This window comes from Streptomyces akebiae (assembly GCF_019599145.1).
GTDB lineage: Bacteria > Actinomycetota > Actinomycetes > Streptomycetales > Streptomycetaceae > Streptomyces > Streptomyces akebiae.
Genome location: NZ_CP080647.1, coordinates 14,087 through 34,039 on the forward strand (window position 1 = coordinate 14,087; position 19,953 = coordinate 34,039).

Annotated in this window: 23 protein-coding genes and 1 pseudogene; 14 read left to right on the plus strand and 10 right to left on the minus strand. The window is 71.8% G+C overall.

What is annotated here, in order from left to right:
- Positions 1-27 precede the first annotated feature (27 nt).
- The 4 genes from K1J60_RS00080 (at position 28) to K1J60_RS00095 (ending at position 3,626) form a co-directional block, all read left to right on the plus strand.
- Entirely contained in the window at positions 28-582 is a 555-nt protein-coding gene (locus K1J60_RS00080) for a SigE family RNA polymerase sigma factor (RefSeq protein ID WP_220644299.1), read from the plus strand.
- The gene (locus K1J60_RS00085; protein ID WP_220644300.1) at positions 579-1,952 is read left to right on the plus strand and encodes an outer membrane protein assembly factor BamB family protein; all 1,374 of its coding nucleotides are present in this window, start codon (positions 579-581) and stop codon (positions 1,950-1,952) included. Before K1J60_RS00080 ends, K1J60_RS00085 begins: the two co-directional genes overlap by 4 nt.
- A 758-nt stretch (positions 1,953-2,710) precedes the next feature.
- Positions 2,711-2,995, plus strand: coding sequence for a GlsB/YeaQ/YmgE family stress response membrane protein (locus K1J60_RS00090; protein ID WP_220644301.1), 285 nt, complete (start codon positions 2,711-2,713; stop codon positions 2,993-2,995).
- 229 nt (positions 2,996-3,224) lie between these two features.
- Positions 3,225-3,626: a hypothetical protein gene (locus tag K1J60_RS00095; protein ID WP_220644302.1), complete on the plus strand. Its 402-nt coding sequence runs from the start codon at positions 3,225-3,227 to the stop codon at positions 3,624-3,626.
- Positions 3,627-3,808: 182 nt separating this feature from the next.
- Here K1J60_RS00095 and K1J60_RS00100 read toward each other — a convergent pair whose 3' ends face one another.
- Both K1J60_RS00100 and K1J60_RS00105 read right to left on the minus strand, forming a co-directional pair.
- Entirely contained in the window at positions 3,809-4,834 is a 1,026-nt protein-coding gene (locus K1J60_RS00100; RefSeq protein ID WP_220644303.1) for a Gfo/Idh/MocA family oxidoreductase, read from the minus strand.
- A 50-nt stretch (positions 4,835-4,884) separates the two neighbouring features.
- Positions 4,885-5,667 carry a TIM barrel protein gene (locus K1J60_RS00105; RefSeq protein WP_037666355.1) on the minus strand — a complete coding sequence of 261 codons (783 nt, stop codon included), beginning with the start codon at positions 5,665-5,667 and terminating at the stop codon, positions 4,885-4,887.
- Positions 5,668-5,848: 181 nt separating this feature from the next.
- On the opposite strand from K1J60_RS00105, the gene K1J60_RS00110 reads away from it, so the two are divergent.
- The 3 genes and pseudogenes from K1J60_RS00110 to K1J60_RS00115 form a co-directional block, all read left to right on the plus strand.
- Complete coding sequence (locus tag K1J60_RS00110) at positions 5,849-6,874, plus strand: LacI family DNA-binding transcriptional regulator (RefSeq protein ID WP_220644304.1); 1,026 nt, start codon at positions 5,849-5,851, stop codon at positions 6,872-6,874.
- A 27-nt stretch (positions 6,875-6,901) separates the two neighbouring features.
- Positions 6,902-7,036, plus strand: a complete 135-nt coding sequence (locus K1J60_RS45455) for a hypothetical protein (protein ID WP_259407475.1) — start codon at positions 6,902-6,904, stop codon at positions 7,034-7,036.
- Between the two features lie 121 nt (positions 7,037-7,157).
- Positions 7,158-8,045: pseudogene (locus K1J60_RS00115) on the plus strand (ATP-dependent DNA ligase); the annotation flags it as partial.
- Here the strand turns inward: K1J60_RS00115 and K1J60_RS00120 are convergent.
- Together K1J60_RS00120 and K1J60_RS00125 are read right to left on the minus strand one after the other, a co-directional pair.
- Positions 8,040-8,309 carry a DUF6207 family protein gene (locus K1J60_RS00120; protein WP_220644305.1) on the minus strand — a complete coding sequence of 90 codons (270 nt, stop codon included), beginning with the start codon at positions 8,307-8,309 and terminating at the stop codon, positions 8,040-8,042. The pseudogene K1J60_RS00115 and the gene K1J60_RS00120 overlap by 6 nt on opposite strands.
- Positions 8,310-8,439: 130 nt before the next feature.
- On the minus strand, positions 8,440-9,483 hold the full coding sequence (locus K1J60_RS00125; RefSeq protein WP_398683080.1) for a GlxA family transcriptional regulator: 1,044 nt from the start codon (positions 9,481-9,483) through the stop codon (positions 8,440-8,442).
- Positions 9,484-9,619: 136 nt separating this feature from the next.
- On the opposite strand from K1J60_RS00125, the gene K1J60_RS00130 reads away from it, so the two are divergent.
- From K1J60_RS00130 to K1J60_RS45460, 4 genes are all read left to right on the plus strand, one after another.
- Positions 9,620-10,546: an NADP-dependent oxidoreductase gene (locus K1J60_RS00130; RefSeq protein ID WP_220644306.1), complete on the plus strand. Its 927-nt coding sequence runs from the start codon at positions 9,620-9,622 to the stop codon at positions 10,544-10,546.
- Positions 10,547-10,770: 224 nt separating this feature from the next.
- Positions 10,771-10,917 (plus strand): hypothetical protein, encoded by a 147-nt coding sequence (locus tag K1J60_RS00135; RefSeq protein ID WP_220644307.1) that lies wholly within the window; start codon positions 10,771-10,773, stop codon positions 10,915-10,917.
- Positions 10,918-11,132: 215 nt separating this feature from the next.
- Positions 11,133-12,128, plus strand: a complete 996-nt coding sequence (locus K1J60_RS00140) for an NADP-dependent oxidoreductase (protein WP_220644308.1) — start codon at positions 11,133-11,135, stop codon at positions 12,126-12,128.
- A 310-nt stretch (positions 12,129-12,438) separates the two neighbouring features.
- Positions 12,439-12,594, plus strand: a complete 156-nt coding sequence (locus K1J60_RS45460; RefSeq protein ID WP_259407476.1) for a hypothetical protein — start codon at positions 12,439-12,441, stop codon at positions 12,592-12,594.
- 312 nt (positions 12,595-12,906) lie between these two features.
- Here the strand turns inward: K1J60_RS45460 and K1J60_RS47385 are convergent, their stop codons facing one another.
- Together K1J60_RS47385 and K1J60_RS00155 are read right to left on the minus strand one after the other, a co-directional pair.
- The gene (locus K1J60_RS47385; RefSeq protein WP_450165325.1) at positions 12,907-13,536 is read right to left on the minus strand and encodes a hypothetical protein; all 630 of its coding nucleotides are present in this window, start codon (positions 13,534-13,536) and stop codon (positions 12,907-12,909) included.
- A 14-nt stretch (positions 13,537-13,550) separates the two neighbouring features.
- Positions 13,551-13,718, minus strand: a complete 168-nt coding sequence (locus tag K1J60_RS00155) for a hypothetical protein (protein ID WP_220644309.1) — start codon at positions 13,716-13,718, stop codon at positions 13,551-13,553.
- A 62-nt stretch (positions 13,719-13,780) separates the two neighbouring features.
- Here K1J60_RS00155 and K1J60_RS00160 point away from each other — a divergent pair, with 62 nt between their 5' ends.
- Positions 13,781-14,413: a TetR/AcrR family transcriptional regulator gene (locus K1J60_RS00160; protein ID WP_259407477.1), complete on the plus strand. Its 633-nt coding sequence runs from the start codon at positions 13,781-13,783 to the stop codon at positions 14,411-14,413.
- Positions 14,410-15,732, plus strand: a complete 1,323-nt coding sequence (locus K1J60_RS00165) for an FAD-binding oxidoreductase (protein WP_220644311.1) — start codon at positions 14,410-14,412, stop codon at positions 15,730-15,732. Before K1J60_RS00160 ends, K1J60_RS00165 begins: the two co-directional genes overlap by 4 nt.
- Before the next feature lie 28 nt (positions 15,733-15,760).
- On the opposite strand, the gene K1J60_RS00170 is transcribed toward K1J60_RS00165, so the two are convergent.
- The gene (locus K1J60_RS00170; RefSeq protein WP_220644312.1) at positions 15,761-16,432 is read right to left on the minus strand and encodes an FMN-dependent NADH-azoreductase; all 672 of its coding nucleotides are present in this window, start codon (positions 16,430-16,432) and stop codon (positions 15,761-15,763) included.
- Between the two features lie 118 nt (positions 16,433-16,550).
- Between K1J60_RS00170 and K1J60_RS00175 the strand changes: the two genes are divergently transcribed.
- Positions 16,551-17,615, plus strand: a complete 1,065-nt coding sequence (locus K1J60_RS00175; RefSeq protein WP_259407478.1) for a LysR family transcriptional regulator — start codon at positions 16,551-16,553, stop codon at positions 17,613-17,615.
- Between the two features lie 102 nt (positions 17,616-17,717).
- On the opposite strand, the gene pheA is transcribed toward K1J60_RS00175, so the two are convergent.
- The 3 genes from pheA to K1J60_RS00190 are packed head-to-tail and all read right to left on the minus strand — an operon-like array spanning position 17,718 to position 19,942.
- On the minus strand, positions 17,718-18,569 hold the full coding sequence (gene pheA, locus K1J60_RS00180; protein ID WP_220644313.1) for a prephenate dehydratase: 852 nt from the start codon (positions 18,567-18,569) through the stop codon (positions 17,718-17,720).
- A gap of 9 nt (positions 18,570-18,578) precedes the next feature.
- Positions 18,579-19,001, minus strand: coding sequence for a nuclear transport factor 2 family protein (locus K1J60_RS00185; RefSeq protein WP_220644314.1), 423 nt, complete (start codon positions 18,999-19,001; stop codon positions 18,579-18,581).
- Between the two features lie 17 nt (positions 19,002-19,018).
- Complete coding sequence (locus K1J60_RS00190; RefSeq protein WP_220644315.1) at positions 19,019-19,942, minus strand: NAD-dependent epimerase/dehydratase family protein; 924 nt, start codon at positions 19,940-19,942, stop codon at positions 19,019-19,021.
- Positions 19,943-19,953: the final 11 nt, after the last annotated feature.

The window sequence follows — 19,953 nt, forward strand, 5'->3', positions numbered from 1 at the left end:
AAGGAGTGCCGAGAAGGGGGAGGGTTGATGAAAGCGTCGAGTCACGACGAGTTCCGGGAGTTCGTAGCGATGCGTTCCACCGCGCTGCTGCGGCTCGCGGTGCTGCTCACGGGTGGTGACCGGCATGGAGCCGAGGATCTGCTGCAGATCGCGTTGATGAAGGTCTACGGACGCTGGTCGAGCATCGAGCAGCCCGAGGCGTATGTGCGGCAGGTCATGTACCGCCAGCAGGTCAACCGCTGGCGGCTGCGCGGACACCGCGCGGAGACGACGGTGCCCGTACTGCCCGAATCGGGCACCGACGCCGACGCCGGGGTGGAGTCCGAGCTGCGGATCGCGCTGTGGGCGGCGCTCGCGCGACTGACGAAGCGCCAGCGGGCCGTGGTCGTCCTGCGCTACTTCGAGGACCTGCCGGAGGCCGAGGTCGCGGCGCTGCTGAGGTGCCCGGTCGGCACCGTGCGCAGCACGGCACACAGATCGCTCGCCAAACTCCGGGCCCTCGTACCGGAACTGGGGCCTGCCGGGCCCGCGGGCGAACAGGCACAGCACCTCAGCTTTACGCCGAAGGGGGCTCAGGGATGACGACGGAACTGGTGGAGCAGAAGGTCCGGGAGACGCTGCACGCCGTCGACCTGGACCGCGTACGGGCGCCCGGCGACCTGGTCGAGAGGGTGATGCGGCGGCGCGCCCGGCGCCGCTTCTCGCAGGTGGCGGGGACGGCGGCGGCCGTGGCCGCGATCACCGTGGGGGCAGTGTTCGGTTTCGGGGGCGGCGGGGTGAGCGACCAGGACCGGCCGGCGCGGCCGGCGCAGTCGCCGGAGGGCTGGCAGCCGTGGCGGACCGACGCGCGGGGCGCCGTCGAGCGGGGCTGCCTGGTGGACGGCTCGGCGCTGTACTGCGCCGGGTCCAAGTACGACGCCGCGAAGTTCGACGCGAACACCGGCGAACTGCTGTGGACGGTCAAGGTCAACGGCGACGGCGGCTTCGGGGCCGACCATCCGGTCGCCGTGCGCGACGGCGTGTTCTACGGCTACCGCAACCACACCGCCGAGAAGGGGCAGGACGGGAACTACGCTCCCGGCACCGATCTGATGGCGGTGGACACCGACAGCGGCGAGGTGCTGTGGACGGTGGAGCTGGCGAGCGACAACCGCGACGACCAGGCCGTCCTGCTCATCGACGGCGCGGTCCTGGCCAACGCCCCGAAGGACCGGACGCTGTCGGCCGTCGATCCGCGGACCGGCAAGGTGAAGTGGCGCCACAGCTGGGGCAAGGGCATCTGGTGCGACCGGGTGGTGCTGAGCGGCGTCCCCTACCTGCTGTGCTCGCCGGAGACCAAGAAGCCCGGCCTGACCGACGTCCTCCGTCTCGACCCGACCACCGGACGGACCACCAAGGTCACGGCCCTGCCCGGCAGGCAGCAGATCGTCGGGACCTGGGGGGACCGGATCGTCCTGACCAGGATGCCGGAGCGGGCGAGCGTGGTCTTCGAGACGGAGCAGCAGAAAGCGGGGACCGAGAGGCTGACCGTCATCGACAACTCGGGCGGGCAGACCCCGCTGTCCTACCCGGTCCGGGGGACGCCTGCCGCCAAGGCCCTCGTCGGGGACCGTCTGATCTCCGTGTCCCGTGCGGGCCAGGCGTCCTCCTACTCACTCACGACAGGAAAGACCCTGTGGACCGTCCCGGTCGGCATCAAGGTGCCCGACAGCGAAGCGAACTGGCCCGACCTGGCGAAACCGGTGGTGTCGCCGCACCGGAACGTCGTGTACTTCTTCGGCCCGGACGGCGATCTGTCCGGCCTCGACGCGAACACGGGCGAGCGGATCTGGCGCGGTCACGTCGACGCCGGCAAACACGGGGCCATGCCCCAGGCCCTGCTCTACGGGGACGTACTGATCGCCCGGAGTGGCAGCAGGATGGTCTCCTTCCTGCCCAGCCTGGGCGACTGACCGCCTGCCCCCGGCCCGGACGGTAACCCCCGTCCCGGCCGGGGGCACCTCACCTCCGGCCCGGAGGCAGGCCCGGCCCGTCCCGTTCGGGTGAAGCACGACGCCTTCACCGCGCAGCGCTTGGCGATGGCTTGGTGGCGTCGTCTGGGGGGGACAGGTCACTGCGCGGTCCGGATGCCCGTGACGCGCTGGGCCGGGACGGAGAGCGTCCAGGCATCTCCGGATTTCTGCGAGGGTGAGAGGCGCGAGAGTACGGTCGATGTTTCTTCGGCCCCTTTTCGATCTCGGCGGCAGCCCCGGCGGCGAGTTCACGGCACCAGCGCATGAGGTGCTCGTGGTCCTGCTCGCCGACCGGGCGGCCGCGGCCCTCCGGCCGCGGCTTCGGCGGAATGGGTCTCCAGCCGGTACAGGTGCATTCGGACGCGGAGTGTAGGCATCGCGCCGGTGTACTGCCGCCAGGCGTCGGTGGTCGCCGCCCAGCAGCCGCTTGCGGTCCGCTCCCACCTGCTCCAGCAACTCGATCGCCGGCTCCCGCATGCGGTTGGTCTCTGCTTCCACGCTCGCACGCAGACAGAGGGGGAGGCCGAAAGTACCGGGACTTCGCGACTTCGAGCTCTCTGATCGCGGCCCCCCTCTCGGGCTTGCTCGTCTCGGATCAGGAGCTGGCACGGCCGGGTGCGGAGAAGACGTTTGTTCGGGCGCGATCGGTGCAGACGATGAGCTGACACAGCCTTTATCTGATGAAGCGGAGGGGCACCATGGGCATCATCGCGTGGATCCTTATCGGCCTGCTCGCCGGCGCCATCGCCAAGGCCCTGATGCCGGGCAAGGACCCGGGCGGCATCATCGTCACCATGCTCATCGGCATCGTCGGCGGTCTGCTCGGCGGCTGGCTCGGCAAGGTTGTCTTCGGCGTCGATTCCATCGACGGGTTCTTCGACCTCTCCACCTGGATCGCCGCGATCGCCGGCTCCGTCATCCTGCTCGCCCTCTACCGTCTCGTCACCGGCAACCGGCATTCGCACCGTCACGCGACCCGCTGAAGGCATTCCTCCGGACACACCTGGGCGGCTCCCTTCCCTGTTCGCAGGACGGGAGCCGTCAGCGTGTACGGCCGGGCCACACGGTGGCCCACCCGCCGGTTGCCGTCGTCCGGGGCCCCCGCGTCCTGCCGCCGTCCGAACAGGCGCCTGTGCAGGTCGGTGGCATGATCGTGCTTCTCGTGGGCAGGCGACGTGTGTGTCGTGCACCCCGGCTGAACTCGTTTCCCGGGTGAGCTCTTGCCTGATCCAGTCCCGCTTTCAGGTGCTGGGCGACACGGACAGCGGGATTCCGGGGCTGCGGGTGACCGAGGCGCCCGCGGGCGCTCTGGTCAGCTGGACAGCCTCGGACGGATTCACCGCGCTCAGCCGTGACCAGGCAGGCCATGCAGCAAGCCACGACAGCATGAGGGTGATCGTGCAGGCCGCAGTAGCAGGGCTGCTCGTCCAGCTCGGACACACCGTCACGGCAATGCCTGATGGCGGTGGCCTGATGGTGCTCACCGAAGCGGTCTACCCACGGGGCAGCAAGGGCGACCAGGGATCGACCCGCCCGACGCGCTGGGGCGTCGCCGGCGGTGTGCGTATGCGGGGCGAAGGCAGCGTCGACGTCGCCCGCGCCGCTGCCGCCTGATGGCTCTATCCCGCACGCTGGCACCGCGCCGGCCCCAACCTCTCCCCCGCCGACGTCGCCCCCTGCAGCCCGCCGCTTTACGGCAGCCGTCAGGCACGACAGCGGGGCCAGCGTGGAGCACTGCCTTGCCTCCTACTGAGGGCGGCGTCCAGTGACGTCCCCGCCCGGGTCGTCGGGGTGCTTCACAGGTCTTGGAGCTTGTCGACGCGGACGGGACCGCCGGTGGTGACGGACTGGACGGCGGCGAGGGCGATGGCCAGGGCAGCGCGTGCGTCCTCGCCGGTGGCGGAGGGGGTGCGCTCGGTGCGGACGCTGTCGGTGAAGTCGGCGAGTTCGGCCACATAGGCGTCGTGGAAGAGGTGCTGGTCGTAGGTGACGCACGCGGCGGCGACGCCGTCCGGGCCGTATGCGGTCAGGTGGGTGCGGCGGACGTCGCCCATGGTGAGCATCCCGGCCGAGCCTAGGACCTCGGCGCGTACGTCGTAGCCGTAGACGGCCTGGAAGCTGGCCTCGGCGGTGGCGAGGGCGCCGTTGTCGAAGCGGATGGTGACGATGGCGGTGTCGAGCAGGCCGCGGTCCTTGAAGTCGGGGCGGATCAAGGCGTCCGCCATGGCGAAGACCTCGACGGGTTCGGCACCGGGATTGAGGTGGCGCAGGACGTCGAAGTCATGGATGAGGGTCTCCAGGAAGATCGTCCACGGCGGTATGCGGGCCGGGTCGGCAAGAGCGGGGTCGCGGGTGAGCGAGCGCAACAGCTGCGGTGTGCCGATGGCGCCGGCGGCGATCTTCTCGTGGGCGGCCCTGAAGCCCGCGTCGTAGCGGCGATTGAAGCCCACCTGGAGGAGCACGCCCGCATCCGCGGCGGCCGCGATGGCGCGGTCGGCCTCGGCGAGGGTGACCGCCATCGGCTTCTCGCAGTAGACCGCCTTGCCCGCCTTGGCGGCCGCCTCGACCAGGTCGGCGTGGGTACGGGCCGGGGTGGCGATCACCACCGCGTCGATGTGCGGGTCGGCGAGCAGTTCACCGATGTCCGTGTAGGCGGTGGCGCAGCCGAGCCGGTCGCCCAGGCTCCGCGCGGCGCCCGGGGTGGGGTCGGCGATGGCGACGAGCCGGACGCCCGGCAGGCGGTGGGCGAGGGTCTCGGCGTGGAACGAACCCATCCGTCCGGCGCCGAGGAGGCCGACGGCGAGAGGCTGCTGGGTGGTCATGCGGGTGCTCCGTACGTCGTCGTCAGGGTAGGTACAGGCAGTGGAAACAGTCAGACGGTGAAGGCGGAGCGGAAGCGCTCCAAAGCGAGCTCGCTGTCGCCGGAGGCCCACGCCTCCATCGCCACCGTGCCCTCGTAGCCGAGGCCCACCAGGGCGCGGGCGACGGCGGGGTAGTTGATCTCCCCGGTTCCGGGTTCGCGGCGACCGGGGACGTCGGCCACCTGGATCTCGCCGATCAGGCCCAGGGCATGGGCCCTGCGGACCAGCTCGATCAGATTCCCCTCGCCGATCTGGGCGTGGTAGAGGTCCAGATTCATCCGCAGCCCGGGCCGGTCCACGGCCGCGACCAGGGCCAGGGTGTCGGCGGCCGTCGCGAACGGCACCCCGGGGTGGTCGACGGCGGTGTTGAGGTTCTCCAGGGTGAAGACGACCCCGGCGCTCTCGCCCAGCTCGGCGAGGCGGGTGAGCGTGCGGTGGGCGGCGATCCACATCTCACCGGTGACCTCACCGGTCACCGGCACCACCGGCAGGCCCTGGCCATCCAGTCCGGTGCCGTGCAGGTTCAGGCGAGGGCAGCCCAGTTGCTCGGCCGCCTTGAGTGACTCCTCGGCGGTGCTCAGGAGTTCGGCCGCACCCTCCTCGTCGGTCAGACTGCCGCGGATGTAACCGGTCATGGAGGAGAAGTCGGCCGGGGTCCGGGCCAGAGCGGCAAGGTCGTGCCGGGTCCAGTCCCAGATCTCGACCTGGAAACCGGCGTCGTGGATGCGCCGTGCCCGCTCGTCGATCGGCAGTTCCAGGAAGACCATCTCGGCGCAGGCCGCCAGTGTGTACATCGCCACGTACCTCTCTCCGCGACTTCGGACTAGAACGTTCAAGGAACTAGAACGTTCTATAACTCCGTGGAGCAGCAGTACGCCAGCTGTCGCCCTCCCCTGTCAAGGCTCGGTGGCGTGTGAAAGCTAGAACGTTCTATAGTCGACTCTGCAGGAGACGACCCCGCCCAGGGAGGACAGGTTGCCGGCGACCCCAGCGGTCCCCAACGGAAAGCGACCGACGCTCGCCGACGTGGCGTCGCGGGCAGGGGTGTCCACAGCGCTGGTCTCCATCGTGATGCGCGGCGCGAAAGGGGCCGGCCAGGCCACCCGCGAGCGCGTCCTTCAGGCCGCGCGGGAGATCGGTTACCGACCCGACGCCCGGGCCCGGCTGCTCCGCAGCCACCGCTCCCATCTGCTCGGGGTGCAGTTCGGCCTCCAGCATCCGTTCCACTCCGACCTGGTGGAGGGTATCTACGCGGCGGCCGAACCGGCCGGGTACCAGATCGCGCTGAGTGCCGTGGCCGCCGGGCGCGGCGAGCAGCGCGCCGTCGAGACACTGCTCGACGACCGCTGCGAGGCGCTGATCCTGCTCGGCCCGCAGGCCCCCGCCGCGCGGCTGGCGGAACTCGCCGGGCAACTGCCGGTCGTCTCCGTGGCCCGCCGGCTGCGGCCGTCCGTCCCGGGCCTGGACGTCGTACGGACCGCCGACGACGAGGGAGCCGGCCAGGCGGTGGACCACCTCGTCGCTCTGGGCCACCGCGACATCGCCCACATCGACGGCGGCCGGGCACCGGGCGCAGCCGACCGGCGCCGCGGCTACCGCACCGCCATGAACCGCCACGGCCTGGGCGAACTCATCCGCATTCTCCCCGGCGGTCTCACTGAGGAGGAGGGCGCCGAGGCCGCCCGAACCCTGTCGGCCACCCGCCCGCGCCCCACCGCCGTACTGGCCTTCAACGACCGCTGCGCGACCGGCGTACTCGACCTCTTCCTCCGCTCCGGCGTCGCGGTCCCCGGCGACATCTCCGTCGTCGGGTTCGACGACAGCCATCTGGCCCGCCTGGCCCACATCGACCTCACCACCGTCGGACAGGACATCGCACGCCTCGCCGGGCTCGCCGTCGGCCGGGCCGTCGCACGCCTGGAGGGTGCGGAGATCCCCGCCGGGGAACAAGTCATCACCCCCCGTCTCGTCGTGCGGGGAACGTCCGCCCCGCCCCGCTGAAGGCAGATCCCGGGGTGCGAGGCCTGTGTGTTCCACGGCGACGACGCCGGCCACACCGAGAAGTACCGGTTCGACTCGACGTCGTACATGCCGACCGGCCTGATCAGGAACGGCTGCACCTCGGGCACACGCATCCCGCGGCCACATCAGCTCGGCGAGTGAAGTGCGCCCGCCATGTCGATCACTGGATGGCGGGTGCACTTCACCCGCCATCCAGTGATCGACATGGCGCCGGACGATATCCCGCGGACAGCTCAGCAGCGCATAACCGAAGTGGGACGGCTACCGCGCCCAACTCGCCGTGTACGCGGGCGGTCGGGTGCTGCTGCGCTCACGGCGCGGCACGGACATGACGGCCTCGTTCCCCGAAATCCGGGCGGCGGCCCTGGCGCAGCTGCCGGAGGACACCGGGCTGGATGGCGAGCTGGTGGTGTGGGAGCGGGACCGGCTGGCGTTCGAGCGGCTGCAGCAGCGGCTTGCCCGGCGCGGGGCCCCTGCCGCTCAGGCGGCGCGGGAGTGGCCGGCGCACTTCGTGGCCTTCGACCTGGTCCACCGAGGCGACGACCTGACTGGCTGGCCGTACGCCCGGCGCCGTGCGGCGTTGGAGGCCCTATGTGCGGAGCGCGGCCTGACGGCGCCGTGGGTGCTGTGCCCGTCGACGACCGACCCGGCCCTGGCGCGGGAGTGGCTGGAGTGGACGGCGGCCGGGGTGGAGGGACTGTGGCTCAAGCGGCTGGAGGAGTCCTATCGCGGGGGTGTGCGGTCGTGGAGGAAGTACAAGGTGCGGGTCACCACGGAGGCCGTGATCGGCGCGGTCACCGGGTCGCTTGCCGCGCCCCGCACGCTGCTGCTGGGCCGTTACGACCGGGCTGGCCGCCTGCGGTACGTCGGCCGCAGCACCACCCTGTCCGGGGCCGCCGGCCGCGCTGTGGCCGACCAGCTGGCCCCGCCGCGCGGCGCGCATCCGTGGCCGGGCTGGGCGTTCTCGGCAGGCTGGGGAACGCAGCGCACCCTCGAGGCCGTCCTGGTGCAGCCGGATGGCGTGATGGAAGTCGACGTCGCCCGCGACAGCGCCGGACGGTGGCGGCACCCGGCCCGCCCGCACCGCATCCGCGGCGACGTCGACGTCCAGGAGGTGCCGCTGTTCGGCGAAGGGGGCGCCCGGTCATGAGTCAGGGCCGGGCCGTGGTCGGCTCCATGGTCGGGCCGGCCACAGCGGCGCGGTGAGCTGCTGGCGCAGGTCCAGGTAGCAGCGCAGCCGTACGCCGGGCTGACCGGCATCCCGCGTCGTCTGCTCCGCTGTGGCCGTCGCCCACCGGTCGGCGAGCAGCTGCTGGAAAGCGAGCGCGGTGGCGTCGTCGGCGGCCGCGACGTCGACGACGAGCAGGCCCGGCTCGCTCACGTGCGTCTCGTGGATCGGGTCCGTGTACGGCACTACGCCCGGCGTCCCTGGGTGAGTTCCGCCGCTGCCGTGTCTTCACCCGACCGAGTGGCAGGCCGGCAGCGGATGATCAGGCGGATCCCGGCCGGCCCGCGGAGCGGGTATGTGCGGCGCCGATGTGTCCTCAGACGCCCGCTTTCACCAGGTCGTCGGTATGGAAGGTGCGGCGGTAGGAGGCGGGTGAGACACCGAAGGCGGTGCGCATGTGGGCGCGCAGGGAGTTGGCGGAGCCGAAGCCACAGCGGTGGGCGACCAGGTCGATGGACAGGTCGGTGGTCTCCAGCAACTGCTTGGCCAGTTCCAGGCGTTGCGCGGTGAGCCACTGCACGGGGGTCATGCCGACCTCGTCGCGGAAGCGGCGGGTGAAGGAGCGCAGGCTCATCCGGGCGTGTTCGGCCAGGCGGTTCAGGGAGAGGGGTTCGCCGAGGTGTTCCAGGGCCCAGGCGCGGGTGGCGGTGGTGGTGGAGACGGTGGGTTCGGGCACCGGGCGGTCGATGTACTGGGCCTGGCCGCCGTCCCGCCAGGGCGGGACGACGCACATGCGGGCGGCGCGGTTGGCGGCGGCGGCGCCGTGGTCGCGGCGGATCATGTGCAGGCACAGGTCGACGCCGGCGGCGACGCCCGCGGAGGTCAGGACGTCGCCGTCGTCGACGAAGAGGACCTCCTCGTCGACCTTGACGCGGGGGTAGGCGCGGCGGAACTCGGGGGCGAGGCCCCAGTGGGTGGTGGCGGGGCGGCCGTCGAGGAGGCCCGCGGCGGCCAGGACGTAGGAGCCGGCGCAGATGGACACCAGGCGGGTGCCGGGCCGGATGCCGGCGATGGCCGCGGTGACCTCGGGCGGCAGCGGGCCGCCACGTCCCAGCTCGGGCATGGCGTGCGTGGGCGGGACGATCACGGTGTCCGCGGCGGCCAGGGCCTCGGGACCGGCCGCGGGCTGCACGGTGAACCCGGCGTCGCTGAGGACCGGGGCGCCGTCGGCGGTGCAGATGGTGACCTCGTACAGCGGGCGTGAGCCGGCGTCCAGGACGCTGCCGAAGACGCGGGAGGGGATGCCGAGTTCGAAGGGCGGGACGCCGGGCAGGGCGAGGACGGCGATGCGATGCCGCCCGGCCGCGTCGGCGCTCGGGTCGGGGCTCGGGTCGGTGCACGGCCACTGCATCTCGCTCATGGCCAGATCCTGTCACATAGTGTCCAGACGGCCAACACCATGGTGGGGGCGGGTGCCGGATCGTGGACTGCGTCGCGCCGGGAAGGGCCCGGGCGGCCGGTATCCGATCAAGACGGAAAAGAGTGAGGCGGACAGCATGCGTGCGGTGGTCGTGGAGCAGTGGGGCGGACCGGCGGTGCTCGTGGAGCGTGAGGTCGCCCGGCCCGAGCCGGGACTGAACGAGGTCCTGGTGCGGGTCCACGCGGCCGGTGTGAACCCGGTGGACTTCAAGACCCGGGCCAGCGGGGCCCTGATCGAGTGGGGTGAGGTCCCGGCGGTCGGCTGGGACGTCTCCGGCACCGTGGAGGCCGTCGGACCGGGCGTGGGGATGTTCCGCCCCGGGGACGAGGTGTACGGCATGCCGCTGTTCCCGCGGCAGGCCGGCGCCTACGCCGAGTACGTCGTCGCCCCGGCCCGCCACCTCGCACCCAAGCCGGCGAACCTCACCCACGTGCAGGCGGCGGCGCTGCCGCTGGCCGCGCTGACCGCCTGGCAGGCCCTGGTGGACACCGCCGGGGTGCGCGCCGGTGAGCGGGTGCTGGTGCACGCGGCGGCCGGCGGGGTCGGCCACCTGGCCGTGCAGATCGCCAAGGCCCGCGGCGCGTACGTCATCGGCACGGCCAGCGCCGGCAAGCACGACCTGCTGCGGCAGTTGGGCGCGGACGAGGTGATCGACTACCGCACGGTCCGCTTCGAGGACGCCGTCGGGGACGTGGACGTGGTGCTGGACGGGCTCGGCGGCCAGAACGCCGAGCGGTCCCTGACGGTGCTGCGCCCGGGCGGCCGGCTGATCACCCTGCCCGGCCCCGACGACGTCCCCGCCGACGTCCCCGGCCACGTGCGGGCGGTGTGGATGCTGGTCGAGCCCGACCACCTGGGTCTGCGCGAGATCGCCGCCCTGGCCGAGCGGGGCGCGCTCACGCCCGTGGTCGAGACCGTCGTCCCGCTGGCCGACGCCGCGAAGGCGCACGAGATCGGCGAGCAGGGCCGCACCACCGGGAAGATCGTCCTGAGCGTCGCCTGACGCCGGCCGCCGGGCACGGCCGGACGGGACGGAACTGCGGCTCGGGGCTTCGGAGGGGGCGGGGGTGCGGCTCGCGGGGGTGCTTCGGTGACGGCCGGGGCGGCGGCTCGCACGGGGGCGGAGGCAGGGCTGCGGCTCACGCCGGAGGGGTGTCTTCGGTGGTGGCCGGGCCTGCTGCTGCCAGCGGGTGCTCGCGGCCGGTATGTGGCACCGGGGAGGGCGCGTTGCGGGCCCAGGACGCCCTCGGTGCCGAGGACGGCGGCCTCGTCGGCCGCCCGTCAGCGGCGCCCGCCCGCCGGACCGCCTCGACCCGCGATGCGGCCACGCCGCTCCCCCGCTCCTCCACCGCGGTCCGCCCCGCCTGCCGGTAGCCCGCCGGAACCGAAGTTATGGACAGGGTTTGCGGCTGTCCGTTGTCCGCACTGCCGGACTGGATGTTCTTGCCGAGTTGCGCGGCGCGGATCGCGGCGACGTACCCGCCGGTGCAATCGGATTGATGGAGTGAGGCGAGGCCCCATGTCACGCCGAATTGGCTGATCTAGCCTCATGCCTGGATAAACAGGATGGAGTCAAGGAGTGGCGCCCCATGCGAGCGTTCGTCGTCACCAAGTACAAGGAGCCGCTGCAGGAGGCGGAGGTCCCCGAGCCCACCGTGGGGGAGCACGACGTGCTGGTCCGGGTGGAGGCCGCCGGGCTGAACCCGCTGGATGAGAAGATCCGCGCCGGTGAGTTCAAGCAGATCCTGCCCTACAAGCTCCCGCTGATCCTGGGCAACGACGTAGCGGGCACCGTCATCGGCGTCGGGACGGCGGTTCGCGGCTTCAAGCCCGGAGACGAGGTCTACGCCCGGCCCGACCAGGACCGCATCGGCACGTTCGCCGAGCGCATCGCCGTAGCGGAGGGCGACCTGGCGCTCAAGCCCGCCTCGATCAGCATGGAAGAGGCCGGCTCACTGCCGCTGGCGGCGCTCACGGCGTGGCAGGCGCTGGTGGAGCGCGGGCGGGTGCGGCCTGGGCAGAAGGTTCTCATCCACGCCGGCGCCGGCGGGGTCGGTTCGATCGCGATCCAGCTCGCCGCGCACCTCGGGGCGAGCGTCGCCACGACCGCCAGTGGCTCCAACGCGGACTTCGTGCGCGCGCTCGGCGCGGACACGGTGATCGATTACCGCACCCAGGACTTCGAACAGCTCCTGACCGGCTACGACCTGGTGCTGGACAGCATCGGTGGGGAGACCCTCGAGAAGTCCCTGCGGGTGCTCAAGCCCGGCGGCAAAGCCATCGGGATCACCGGTCCCCCGGACCCCGCGTTCGCCCGCGAGGCCGGCCTGAACCCGCTGCTGCGCCTCGCGGTCGCAGCCCTGAGCCGCAAGATCCGCAGGCAGGCCAAGAAGCTCGGCGTGACGTACGAGTTCCTGTTCATGCGCGCCAGCGGCGACCAGCTCCGCCAGATAACCACCCTCATCGACCAGGGCGCGGTACGCCCGGTCGTGGGAAAGGTGGTCCCCTTCGACCAGACCCCGCACGCGCTGCAGTCCCTGTCCCAGGGCGGCATCCGCGGCAAGGCCGTCATCGGCAACAGCTGACCCGTGTCAGCGGTCAACAATTCCCCACGATCTGCATGATCAGCGTCACGTAATTCCCCACCCCGACAATCACGGTTCCCCAGGGGGACGCTGATCCTTGATGGTGCTCGTGACCGCGCTCGAACTGGCTCGATTTCCTGTTTCGGGTGGTTTGAGCAGCTGTCGGATCTTCCTTGCGTATCCGTCGGGTTCCCCATGGGCATGCCGGTGCCGGGTTGAGGGTCCTGGCCCTCTCGGAGACGTCGCGGCCCCTCGACCTGCGAACCGAGAGGTCGACGGACACACTGGATGGCAAGGAGAACGTTTCACCGTGGTCGACATCGTCGAGATCTACGTGCACTGGTACGCGGGCCGCTCGAAGGGCCAGGTGTCCGCCTCGCTTGGGGTGGACCACAAGACGGTCAGGAAGTACCTGGCGCCGGCGGAGGCAGCTGGGATCACCCCGGGCGGCCCGCCCATGAGCTAGACGGACTGGGCCAAGCTGCTCAAGAGCTGGTTCCCGGAGCTGGCCAGCCGGAAGCTGAACCAGGTCCGGTGGGCAGAGATCGAACCGCACCGCGACCATGTCAAGGCCCTGCTGGAGACAACGACGGTCACCACGATCCATCAACGGCTGAGGGACGAGGGCAAGTTGAAGGTGTCCTGTCGACGTTCCGCCGCTGGGTGCACTTCGGTCACGAGGAAGGTCCCATTCGTAGTGCCAGGCGCTCACAATTCCGCGGCGCCAGGAGCCGGCTAGTGCTGTGTCCGGTCAGGTGTGCCGGAAGCTGCTGGTACGTCAGGAGGTGTACTGAGTGGCGGTGACGGCCAGTCCGTGCAGCGCCAGGGACGCGGCCGGCGGCAGCGCCGCCGCATCCAGCACCCGCAGGACCTGCTCAAACCGGGAGGTGATCATGTGCTCGGTGCGCCGCCGCGCGCCGGTCTCCTCCAGGATGGCCCGCACCTCGGCCGCCCCCTGTGCGTCGAGATCGGCCCGGCCGACCAGGCGGCGCAGTCGACGCTGTTGCGCCGGGGTGGCCGCACGCAGGCCCAGAGCGAGGAGAACGGTGCGCTTCCTCTCTCGCAGGTCCCCCAGGCCGGGCCGCGCACGCACCGTCCGCGCTGCCGAAGACGTCCAGCAGGTCGTCCCTGATCTGAAACGCCTCCCCCAGGGGCAGCCCCAGCGCTGTGCACAGGCCCAGGGCGGTGTCGTCGGCGCCGGCGACGGCGGCTCCCAGCTGCAAGGGACGCTCGACCGTCGCGGTGGCGGTCTTGTAGCGGACGATCTGCAAAGCGCGTCGACGTCGTCATCGGGGCCGGTGCCCATCACGTCCAGGTACTGGCCGTACATCACCTCCTCCAGCATCGCGTCGTACAGGGCGTGCACCGCGCGGCGCCGCTGGACGGGCAGTTCGGCGGTGCGCAGCAACTCCTGTGCCCAGATCAGGGCATGCGCGCCAAAGTCTCTGCGCCTTCCCGGTCACCTGCTTCCTGCCGCATCACCGCAAGGCGGTACAGGGCCTCGGTGCTGCCGTGGTCGGCCACCTCGGCCACCGCGGCGGCGGCCTGGCCCACCACACCGTCGGAGTCGTCGAGCTCCCCGTACGCCATGACTGGTCATGCCGAGCGGGGCGGCCATCGGCCGCGCTAATGACCAGATGTACATTAAGAGAGTGAGCAGCGAACCTCCCAGCGCCCCCGCCGTCGTCAGGAAACGCGTCCGCGCCCCCGAGGTCCACCGCGAGGCGATTCTGGAGGCGGCGCGGGCCGCGTTCGCCGAGCGGGGCTACGCCCGTGCCACCATCCGGGAGATCGCGGGGCGGGCCGGTGTCACCCACGGTCTGGTCATGCGGCACTTCGGCTCGAAGGAGCAGCTGTTTCTCGCGGCCGTGCCCGGACCCCGCGATCTGCCCGAACTGCTTCCCGGCCCGCCCGAGACCCTGCCGGAGCGGATCGCACGGGCCTTTGTCGAACGCATGGAACACGCCGACGGCAACGACCCGTTCCTCGCGCTGATCCGCAGCGCCGCCTCCGACGAGCAGGCCGCGACCGGCCTGTACGCGGCGATGCGGCGCAGCAGCATGGAGGCATACCGCACGGTGCTGAGCGGGCCCGACGCGGACGAGCGAGTCGACCTGCTCGCCTCCCAGCTCATCGGCGTCGCCTTCAGCCGGTACGTGCTGCGCGGCGGCCCGGTGGCCGAGATGCCGCCGGAGCGGCTCGTGGCGTACCTGACGCTCACCCTGCGGTGCCTCCTTGAGCCCGTCGATCCTCCCGAGTCCTCCGAAGGGACCTCCCCGTCATGACGGAACAGAGCCTCACCGACGTCGCGTTACCCGCGTCCCTCACCGGCCGGACGGTCCTGCCGTCCGACGCCCGCTACGAGCGGGTCCGCCACGGATACGTGCACCGGGGCGCCCCGGCCGCGGTGATCTTCCCCGAGAACGTGGAGGAGACGGCCGTGGCACTGGCGTACGCCCGCAGCAGGGGCACAGTGGTGTCCGTGCGCAGCGGCGGGCACGGCATCAGCGGACGGTCGACCAACGACGGCGGTGTCGTCATCGACGTCTCCCGCCTCGACCACGTCGATGTGCTGGACCGGACGCGACGCCGGGTCCGGATCGGCGCGGGCGCCCGCTGGGGGAGAGTCGCGCAGCTCCTCGCCCCGCACGGGCTCGCCATCAGCTCCGGAGACACCGGCGACGTGGGCGTGGGCGGGCTGGTCACCGCGGGCGGCATGGGCTGGTTCGCGCGGCGGGACGGGCTGACCATCGACCATGTGACGGCCGTCGAGATCGTACTGGCCGACGGCACGTTCGTCCGCGCCGACGCGGAACACCACCCCGACCTGTTCTGGGCGGTCCGGGGTGCGGGCGGCAACTTCGGCGTGGTCACGGCGGTGGAGTTGGAGGCGTCCGAGACCGGCGACGTCGTCTTCGCCAACCTGGTCTTCGACGCGCGGGAAACCGCGCCGCTCGTCGAGGAGTGGGGAGCCGTCCTCGAGGCCGCGCCCCGCGAGCTCACGAGCTTCCTCACCCTCATGCCCGCCGCACCAGGCCGGCCGGCCATGGCCCACGTCGCCGCGGTCTACGCCGGAGACCGCCCGGGCGCCGCCCAGCGGGTGTTGACTCCCCTGCTGGGCCTGGGCCCGTTGCTGCGTCAGGAGGCGGTGCTCGCCCCGTACCCGGCGCTGGTGCCGGTCGGCGGCGCCCCGCACCGAGGGCAGGGCCTGGGCGCCACCCGCTCCGGACTGCTCGACCGCGTCTCCACACAGACGGCCCGCTCCGTCGCGGACGCTCTGGCGTCGGGGCAGGTACTGATGGGGCAGTTCCGTTCGGTGGGCGGCGCGGTCAACGACGTCAGTCTCTCGGCCACCGCCTACGCCCACCGCACCCAGAACTTCCAACTGCTCTCCGCGACCGTGCCCGAACGGGAGCGCTCCCTCGACGCCCACTGGGCACGGGTCGCCCCGGAAGTGAACGGCGTGTATCTCAGTTTCGACACCCGCCGTTCCCCAGAGGCCCTCGCCGAGGCGTTCCCCGAGCCGGCCCTGACCCGGCTGCGCGCGCTCAAGGCCCGGTACGACCCGGAGAACGTGTTCGACCGCAACTTCCCGCTGCGGTGAGAGCGGTTGCCGGGGACACCCGGGGCTGTCAGGCCTCGCCGTGTGTGCGGGCGCCGTCGATCGCCGCCTGGTACGACGTGGCCGCCATCTCCTTGAACTGCTCGAGCCGGGGCACGTGCGCCGCCTTGGTCAGCTCCGCGTGGAGGAACGTCAGGTCGGAGGCGAGGCCCACCATGCTGAGCGCCGCCTTCAGGTACGGCTCCTGGTGGTCGAAGTCCTGGCGAGGCGTGCCCGGCCCGTAGGCGCCGCCCCGCGCGGAGGCCACCACGACCCTCTTGCCGGAGAGCGGGCCCTGGCCGGTGGCCGGGTCGGCGATCAGCGGCGCGATCAGGACGCGGTCGAACCACGCCTTGAACGTGGACGGCACCGAGAAGTTGTACATCGGCAGGCCGAGCAGGATGGTGTCGGCCGCGAGGAGCTCCTCGATCAGCGGCCAGGTCACCGCCCAGCTCGCCTCCTCCTCGGGCGTCCGCGTCGCCCCGCGTGCCACCGCGAGGTCGCGTATACCCTCCGTCTCCAAGCGGTGCATGACCTCGATCTGCGCGTGGTCGACATGCGGTACGGGGTCGGCGGCCAGGTCACGGTAGACGTAGCTGCCGCCGGGGTTGGCCTTGCGCCACGTCTCCGCGAACTCGCCCGAGATCTGGCGGGAGACCGAGCCCCGGCGGGGGCTTGAGTCGAGATGAAGCAGTGCGGGCATAGCAGAAGTCCCTTGTCCGGTAGGCGCGTTGGAGGGTGTTGATCTCCATTGAAGTCGCCGTCAGGACCGTTGTCCCGTAATCTGGCGTGGCACTTCTTAACCAGAAGCGTTAGCGAGGATGACGGTGCTGGATGTACGGAAACTGGTGCTGCTGCGCGAGGTGGGGGCCCGGGGCTCGATCGCCGCGGCCGCGCAGGCACTCAACTACACGCGCTCCGCGGTCTCCCAGCAGCTGTCCGCCCTGGAGTCGGAGACCGGCGCCGCGCTGCTGGACCGCGGCAGCAAACGGGCCGAGCTGACCGCCGCCGGACGGCTGCTGGTGGCTCACACCGAGCGGGTCCTCGCGCAACTTGAGGCCGCGGAGGCGCAGTTGCTCGCCCGGGACGGCAAGGTCACCGGCGAGCTGCGGGTGGGCGTGCCGCTCCACGAGGGGCCGGCCCTGCTGGTGCCGGCGTTGAGCCGGTTGCGCGCACGTCATCCGGAACTGCGCATCACCCTGCACGGCGTCGATCCCGACGAGGGCCGGCAGACGGTCCGGCTCGGGAAGCTCGACGCCGTCCTGGCCTCCGGCTACCCGCAGGTGCCCGAGCCACGGGTGCCGGGGCTGTACGAGGAGGAGGTGATCAGCGACCGCATCCGCCTGGCCATCGCGCCCGGTCACCCGCTCGCCCGGAGCGAGGAGCCGCGTGCCCTCGCCGAGTTCGCGGAGCAGCCGTGGCTGCTGGACCGGACGTCCAAACTCGGACAGCTGGTCCTGCACCTGTGCGCCGACGCCGGTTTCGTCCCCGACATCGTCTCCGACATCGGGGACATGCAGGCCGTGTTCGGGCTGGTCTCGCTGGACTGGGGCGTCGCGCTCGTCCCCGACCTGGTGCCCGACCGGCCGGGGCATCCGGTCGCCCGCATCGCTCTGAAGGGGATCCGGCCCATCCGCCGGATCACCCTCGTGGTGCGCGAGGGTGCCCTGGACAGCCCGCCGGTGGCGACCCTGTTGCCGGCCGTACGGGAAGCGGCCGACGAACTGCGTCGATCCGCGGGCCAGATCTGCCAGCCCACGACAGACGAGCTCCGCCCCCCGGAGGTCGGCGAGCTCCGCCGAGGCGAGGCCGGCGGCACCCCTGGGCCCGCAGCCGACGAGCGGTGTCGGCCGACGTCCGAGGAAACCTTTGGGCCCATGGTGTGACGGCCTCGTCAGCCGCCGGCCGACCGACCGCATCCACAACGCCCGGCCGGCCGCTTCCGCCTCCGGCGACCGGCTCGCTCCCACCGCCGACGGCCGCCCGCGTCAGCCGGCTGCGGCGGACCAGCGTGGATAGCTGCCCAGGAAGCGGACCTCCAGGCCACGGGCCTCGACGGCCGCCATGGCCAAGCGCAGCGGGCGGGTGTCGATGTGACCGTCGACGTCGAGGAACAGGTGGTAGCTGCCGAGCGCCCGGCCCGTCGGCCAGGACTGGATCCAGGACAGGGCGATGCCGAGGGTGCGGAACTCGTTGAGTACGTCGGGGACGAGGTCCGGGCCCGCGGCGCCCAATGAGACCAATAGGGACGTCCGCTCGCGTGCGGTCCGGGCCGGGTGGGACCAGCGGGGGGCCACCGACACGAACCGGGTCACGGCCCCCGCCTCCCGGCCGAGGCCGGTGGCGAGGATCCGCAGCCCGTACAGGCCGGCGGCCGGCGCGGCCGCGATGGCCGCGTGGCCGGGGAGGCCCGCCTCGGCTACCTCCCGGGCGGCCGCGGCGGTGGAGGCGGCGGTCCGGGTGCGGGCCCCGGGGAGCCGGGTGCGCAGCCAGTCCTCGCACTGGCCCAGCGCGTGCGGGTGGCTGTGCACCACGGTCACCTCCTCCACGTCGCCCTCGGCAGCCATCAGCGCGAAGGACACAGGCACCTCGACCTCGGCGTTGATGTGCATCTTCGCCGAGGCCAGCTGATCCATGGTGGCGGGTACGACGCCGCGCACCGAGTTCTCCAGTGGCACCACCGCCGCGTCGCACTCACCCCGTAAGGCCGCCTCCAGCGCGGCGGCCACGCTCGGGAACGGGCGGTGCGCCGGTTCCCGGTCCGGAGGGACCGTCGGCAGCAGCCGGCGCAGCGCGGTCTGCGTGAAGGTTCCCTCCGGACCCAGATAGGCGTACGTCATCGTCGCCCGTCAGCTCTCGATCACACGGTGGAACGCGACGGTGTCGAAGATGTCCTCCATGCGGACGGCCCGTCCGTCGCGCAGGACCCAGGAGTGCACGAACGGCTGCGTCTCCGTGTGGCCGCTCAGGGAGGTGATGTCCCGGCGGCCGAAGACGACCACACGCTCGCCCTCCCGGATGAACTCGCCCGGATGCAGCCGCATGCCACCGAGGACGGTGGGCACATGCGCGAGGAACTCCTTGACACCGGCGTGCCCGTACTTGGTACCGCCGAGGCCGTACTTGTCCATCCCCTCGGGGTGCACCCACTCGATGTCCGGGTCGAAGGCAGCCAGGAGCGCGCCCACGTCGCGGGCCGCGAAGGCGGCGTAGGCGGCGTGGATCGGTGCCAGCGGATCTGTGCTGTCCGTACTGCCGCGGCTGTCGGTCATGACGGGAGCCGTTCCTTTCACTTCTTGAGGTGTTCGGGGTGCAGGGCCGCGAGGGTGCGCCGGATGCCCTCGTGCCACGGCACCTTGCACGGCCCGGTGAGCGAGCGGCGCAGCGTCGGGTCGAACTGGTAGGTCTCGCGGGTGACTTCGCTCGGTACGAGGTTCGCCTCGACCCCGGTGAGCTCTTCCAGGTAGCGGACGCAGTCGGTGATGCCGACGGACTCGTCGCCGCCCCAGTTGGTCAGGGTCACCGGGACGCTCGCCGCATTCCACAGGTGCGGGACCTGCTCGACGAGGTCGTCGATGTACAGCAGTGAGGTCCAGTTCTGGCCCTCCAGCGGGACCGGGATCGGCTCGCCCGCGAGCATGCGCTTGAAGTAGAGCATCGGCACACCTCCGTAACCGGCCGGCCCATAGGCGATGTTGAGGCGGGCGATGACGGTCGGCAGGCCGAGGGTCTGCGCGAACGCCCGGACCGTGCCCTCGGCCGCGATCTTGACCACGGGGTAGGCGGGCAGCCAGTCGGCCTTGCCGTCCAGCGGGTCGGTCTCGGTGTACTTGTGGTCGAGGGTCTGGCGGGCGTACAGCGCGCCGGTGGATACGTAAAGGAAGGCCTCCGCGGTACGGCAGTGGGTCATCAGGCGCCCCGCGGCGACCGAGTTGGCCTCGACGGCCGCGTTGACGTCGCCGTCCTCGCCGCGGTTCACCGCGGAGTGGAAGACGTGGGTGAAGTCCTCCGGCAGGCCCTTCAGGGAGCCGGCGCCGGTGTCGTCCATGTCCCAGCGGAAGGTGCGGATGCCGTGGCGGGTCAGCTTCTCTTCGGCCCCGGGGGCGCCGAAGCGCCCCAGTGCCCACACCTCGTTGCCGTCGGCCAGCGCCTCGGCGACCGGTCCCGCCACCAGTCCTGTGGCACCGGTCACCAGGATCTTCTTGCGGTTCACGTACTGCCCCT

Bases quoted from the DNA above. Each gene is read 5' to 3' on its own strand.
- K1J60_RS00080 (WP_220644299.1), top strand. From the start codon at position 28: ATGAAAGCGTCGAGTCACGACGAGTTCCGGGAGTTCGTAGCGATGCGT.
- K1J60_RS00085 (WP_220644300.1), top strand. From the start codon at position 579: ATGACGACGGAACTGGTGGAGCAGAAGGTCCGGGAGACGCTGCACGCC.
- K1J60_RS00090 (WP_220644301.1), top strand. From the start codon at position 2,711: ATGGGCATCATCGCGTGGATCCTTATCGGCCTGCTCGCCGGCGCCATC.
- K1J60_RS00100 (WP_220644303.1), bottom strand. From the start codon at position 4,834: ATGACCACCCAGCAGCCTCTCGCCGTCGGCCTCCTCGGCGCCGGACGG.
- K1J60_RS00105 (WP_037666355.1), bottom strand. From the start codon at position 5,667: ATGTACACACTGGCGGCCTGCGCCGAGATGGTCTTCCTGGAACTGCCG.
- K1J60_RS00125 (WP_398683080.1), bottom strand. From the start codon at position 9,483: ATGAGCGAGATGCAGTGGCCGTGCACCGACCCGAGCCCCGACCCGAGC.
- K1J60_RS00130 (WP_220644306.1), top strand. From the start codon at position 9,620: ATGCGTGCGGTGGTCGTGGAGCAGTGGGGCGGACCGGCGGTGCTCGTG.
- K1J60_RS00140 (WP_220644308.1), top strand. From the start codon at position 11,133: ATGCGAGCGTTCGTCGTCACCAAGTACAAGGAGCCGCTGCAGGAGGCG.
- K1J60_RS00155 (WP_220644309.1), bottom strand. From the start codon at position 13,718: ATGGCGTACGGGGAGCTCGACGACTCCGACGGTGTGGTGGGCCAGGCC.
- K1J60_RS00165 (WP_220644311.1), top strand. From the start codon at position 14,410: ATGACGGAACAGAGCCTCACCGACGTCGCGTTACCCGCGTCCCTCACC.
- K1J60_RS00170 (WP_220644312.1), bottom strand. From the start codon at position 16,432: ATGCCCGCACTGCTTCATCTCGACTCAAGCCCCCGCCGGGGCTCGGTC.
- K1J60_RS00175 (WP_259407478.1), top strand. From the start codon at position 16,551: ATGACGGTGCTGGATGTACGGAAACTGGTGCTGCTGCGCGAGGTGGGG.
- pheA (WP_220644313.1), bottom strand. From the start codon at position 18,569: ATGACGTACGCCTATCTGGGTCCGGAGGGAACCTTCACGCAGACCGCG.
- K1J60_RS00185 (WP_220644314.1), bottom strand. From the start codon at position 19,001: ATGACCGACAGCCGCGGCAGTACGGACAGCACAGATCCGCTGGCACCG.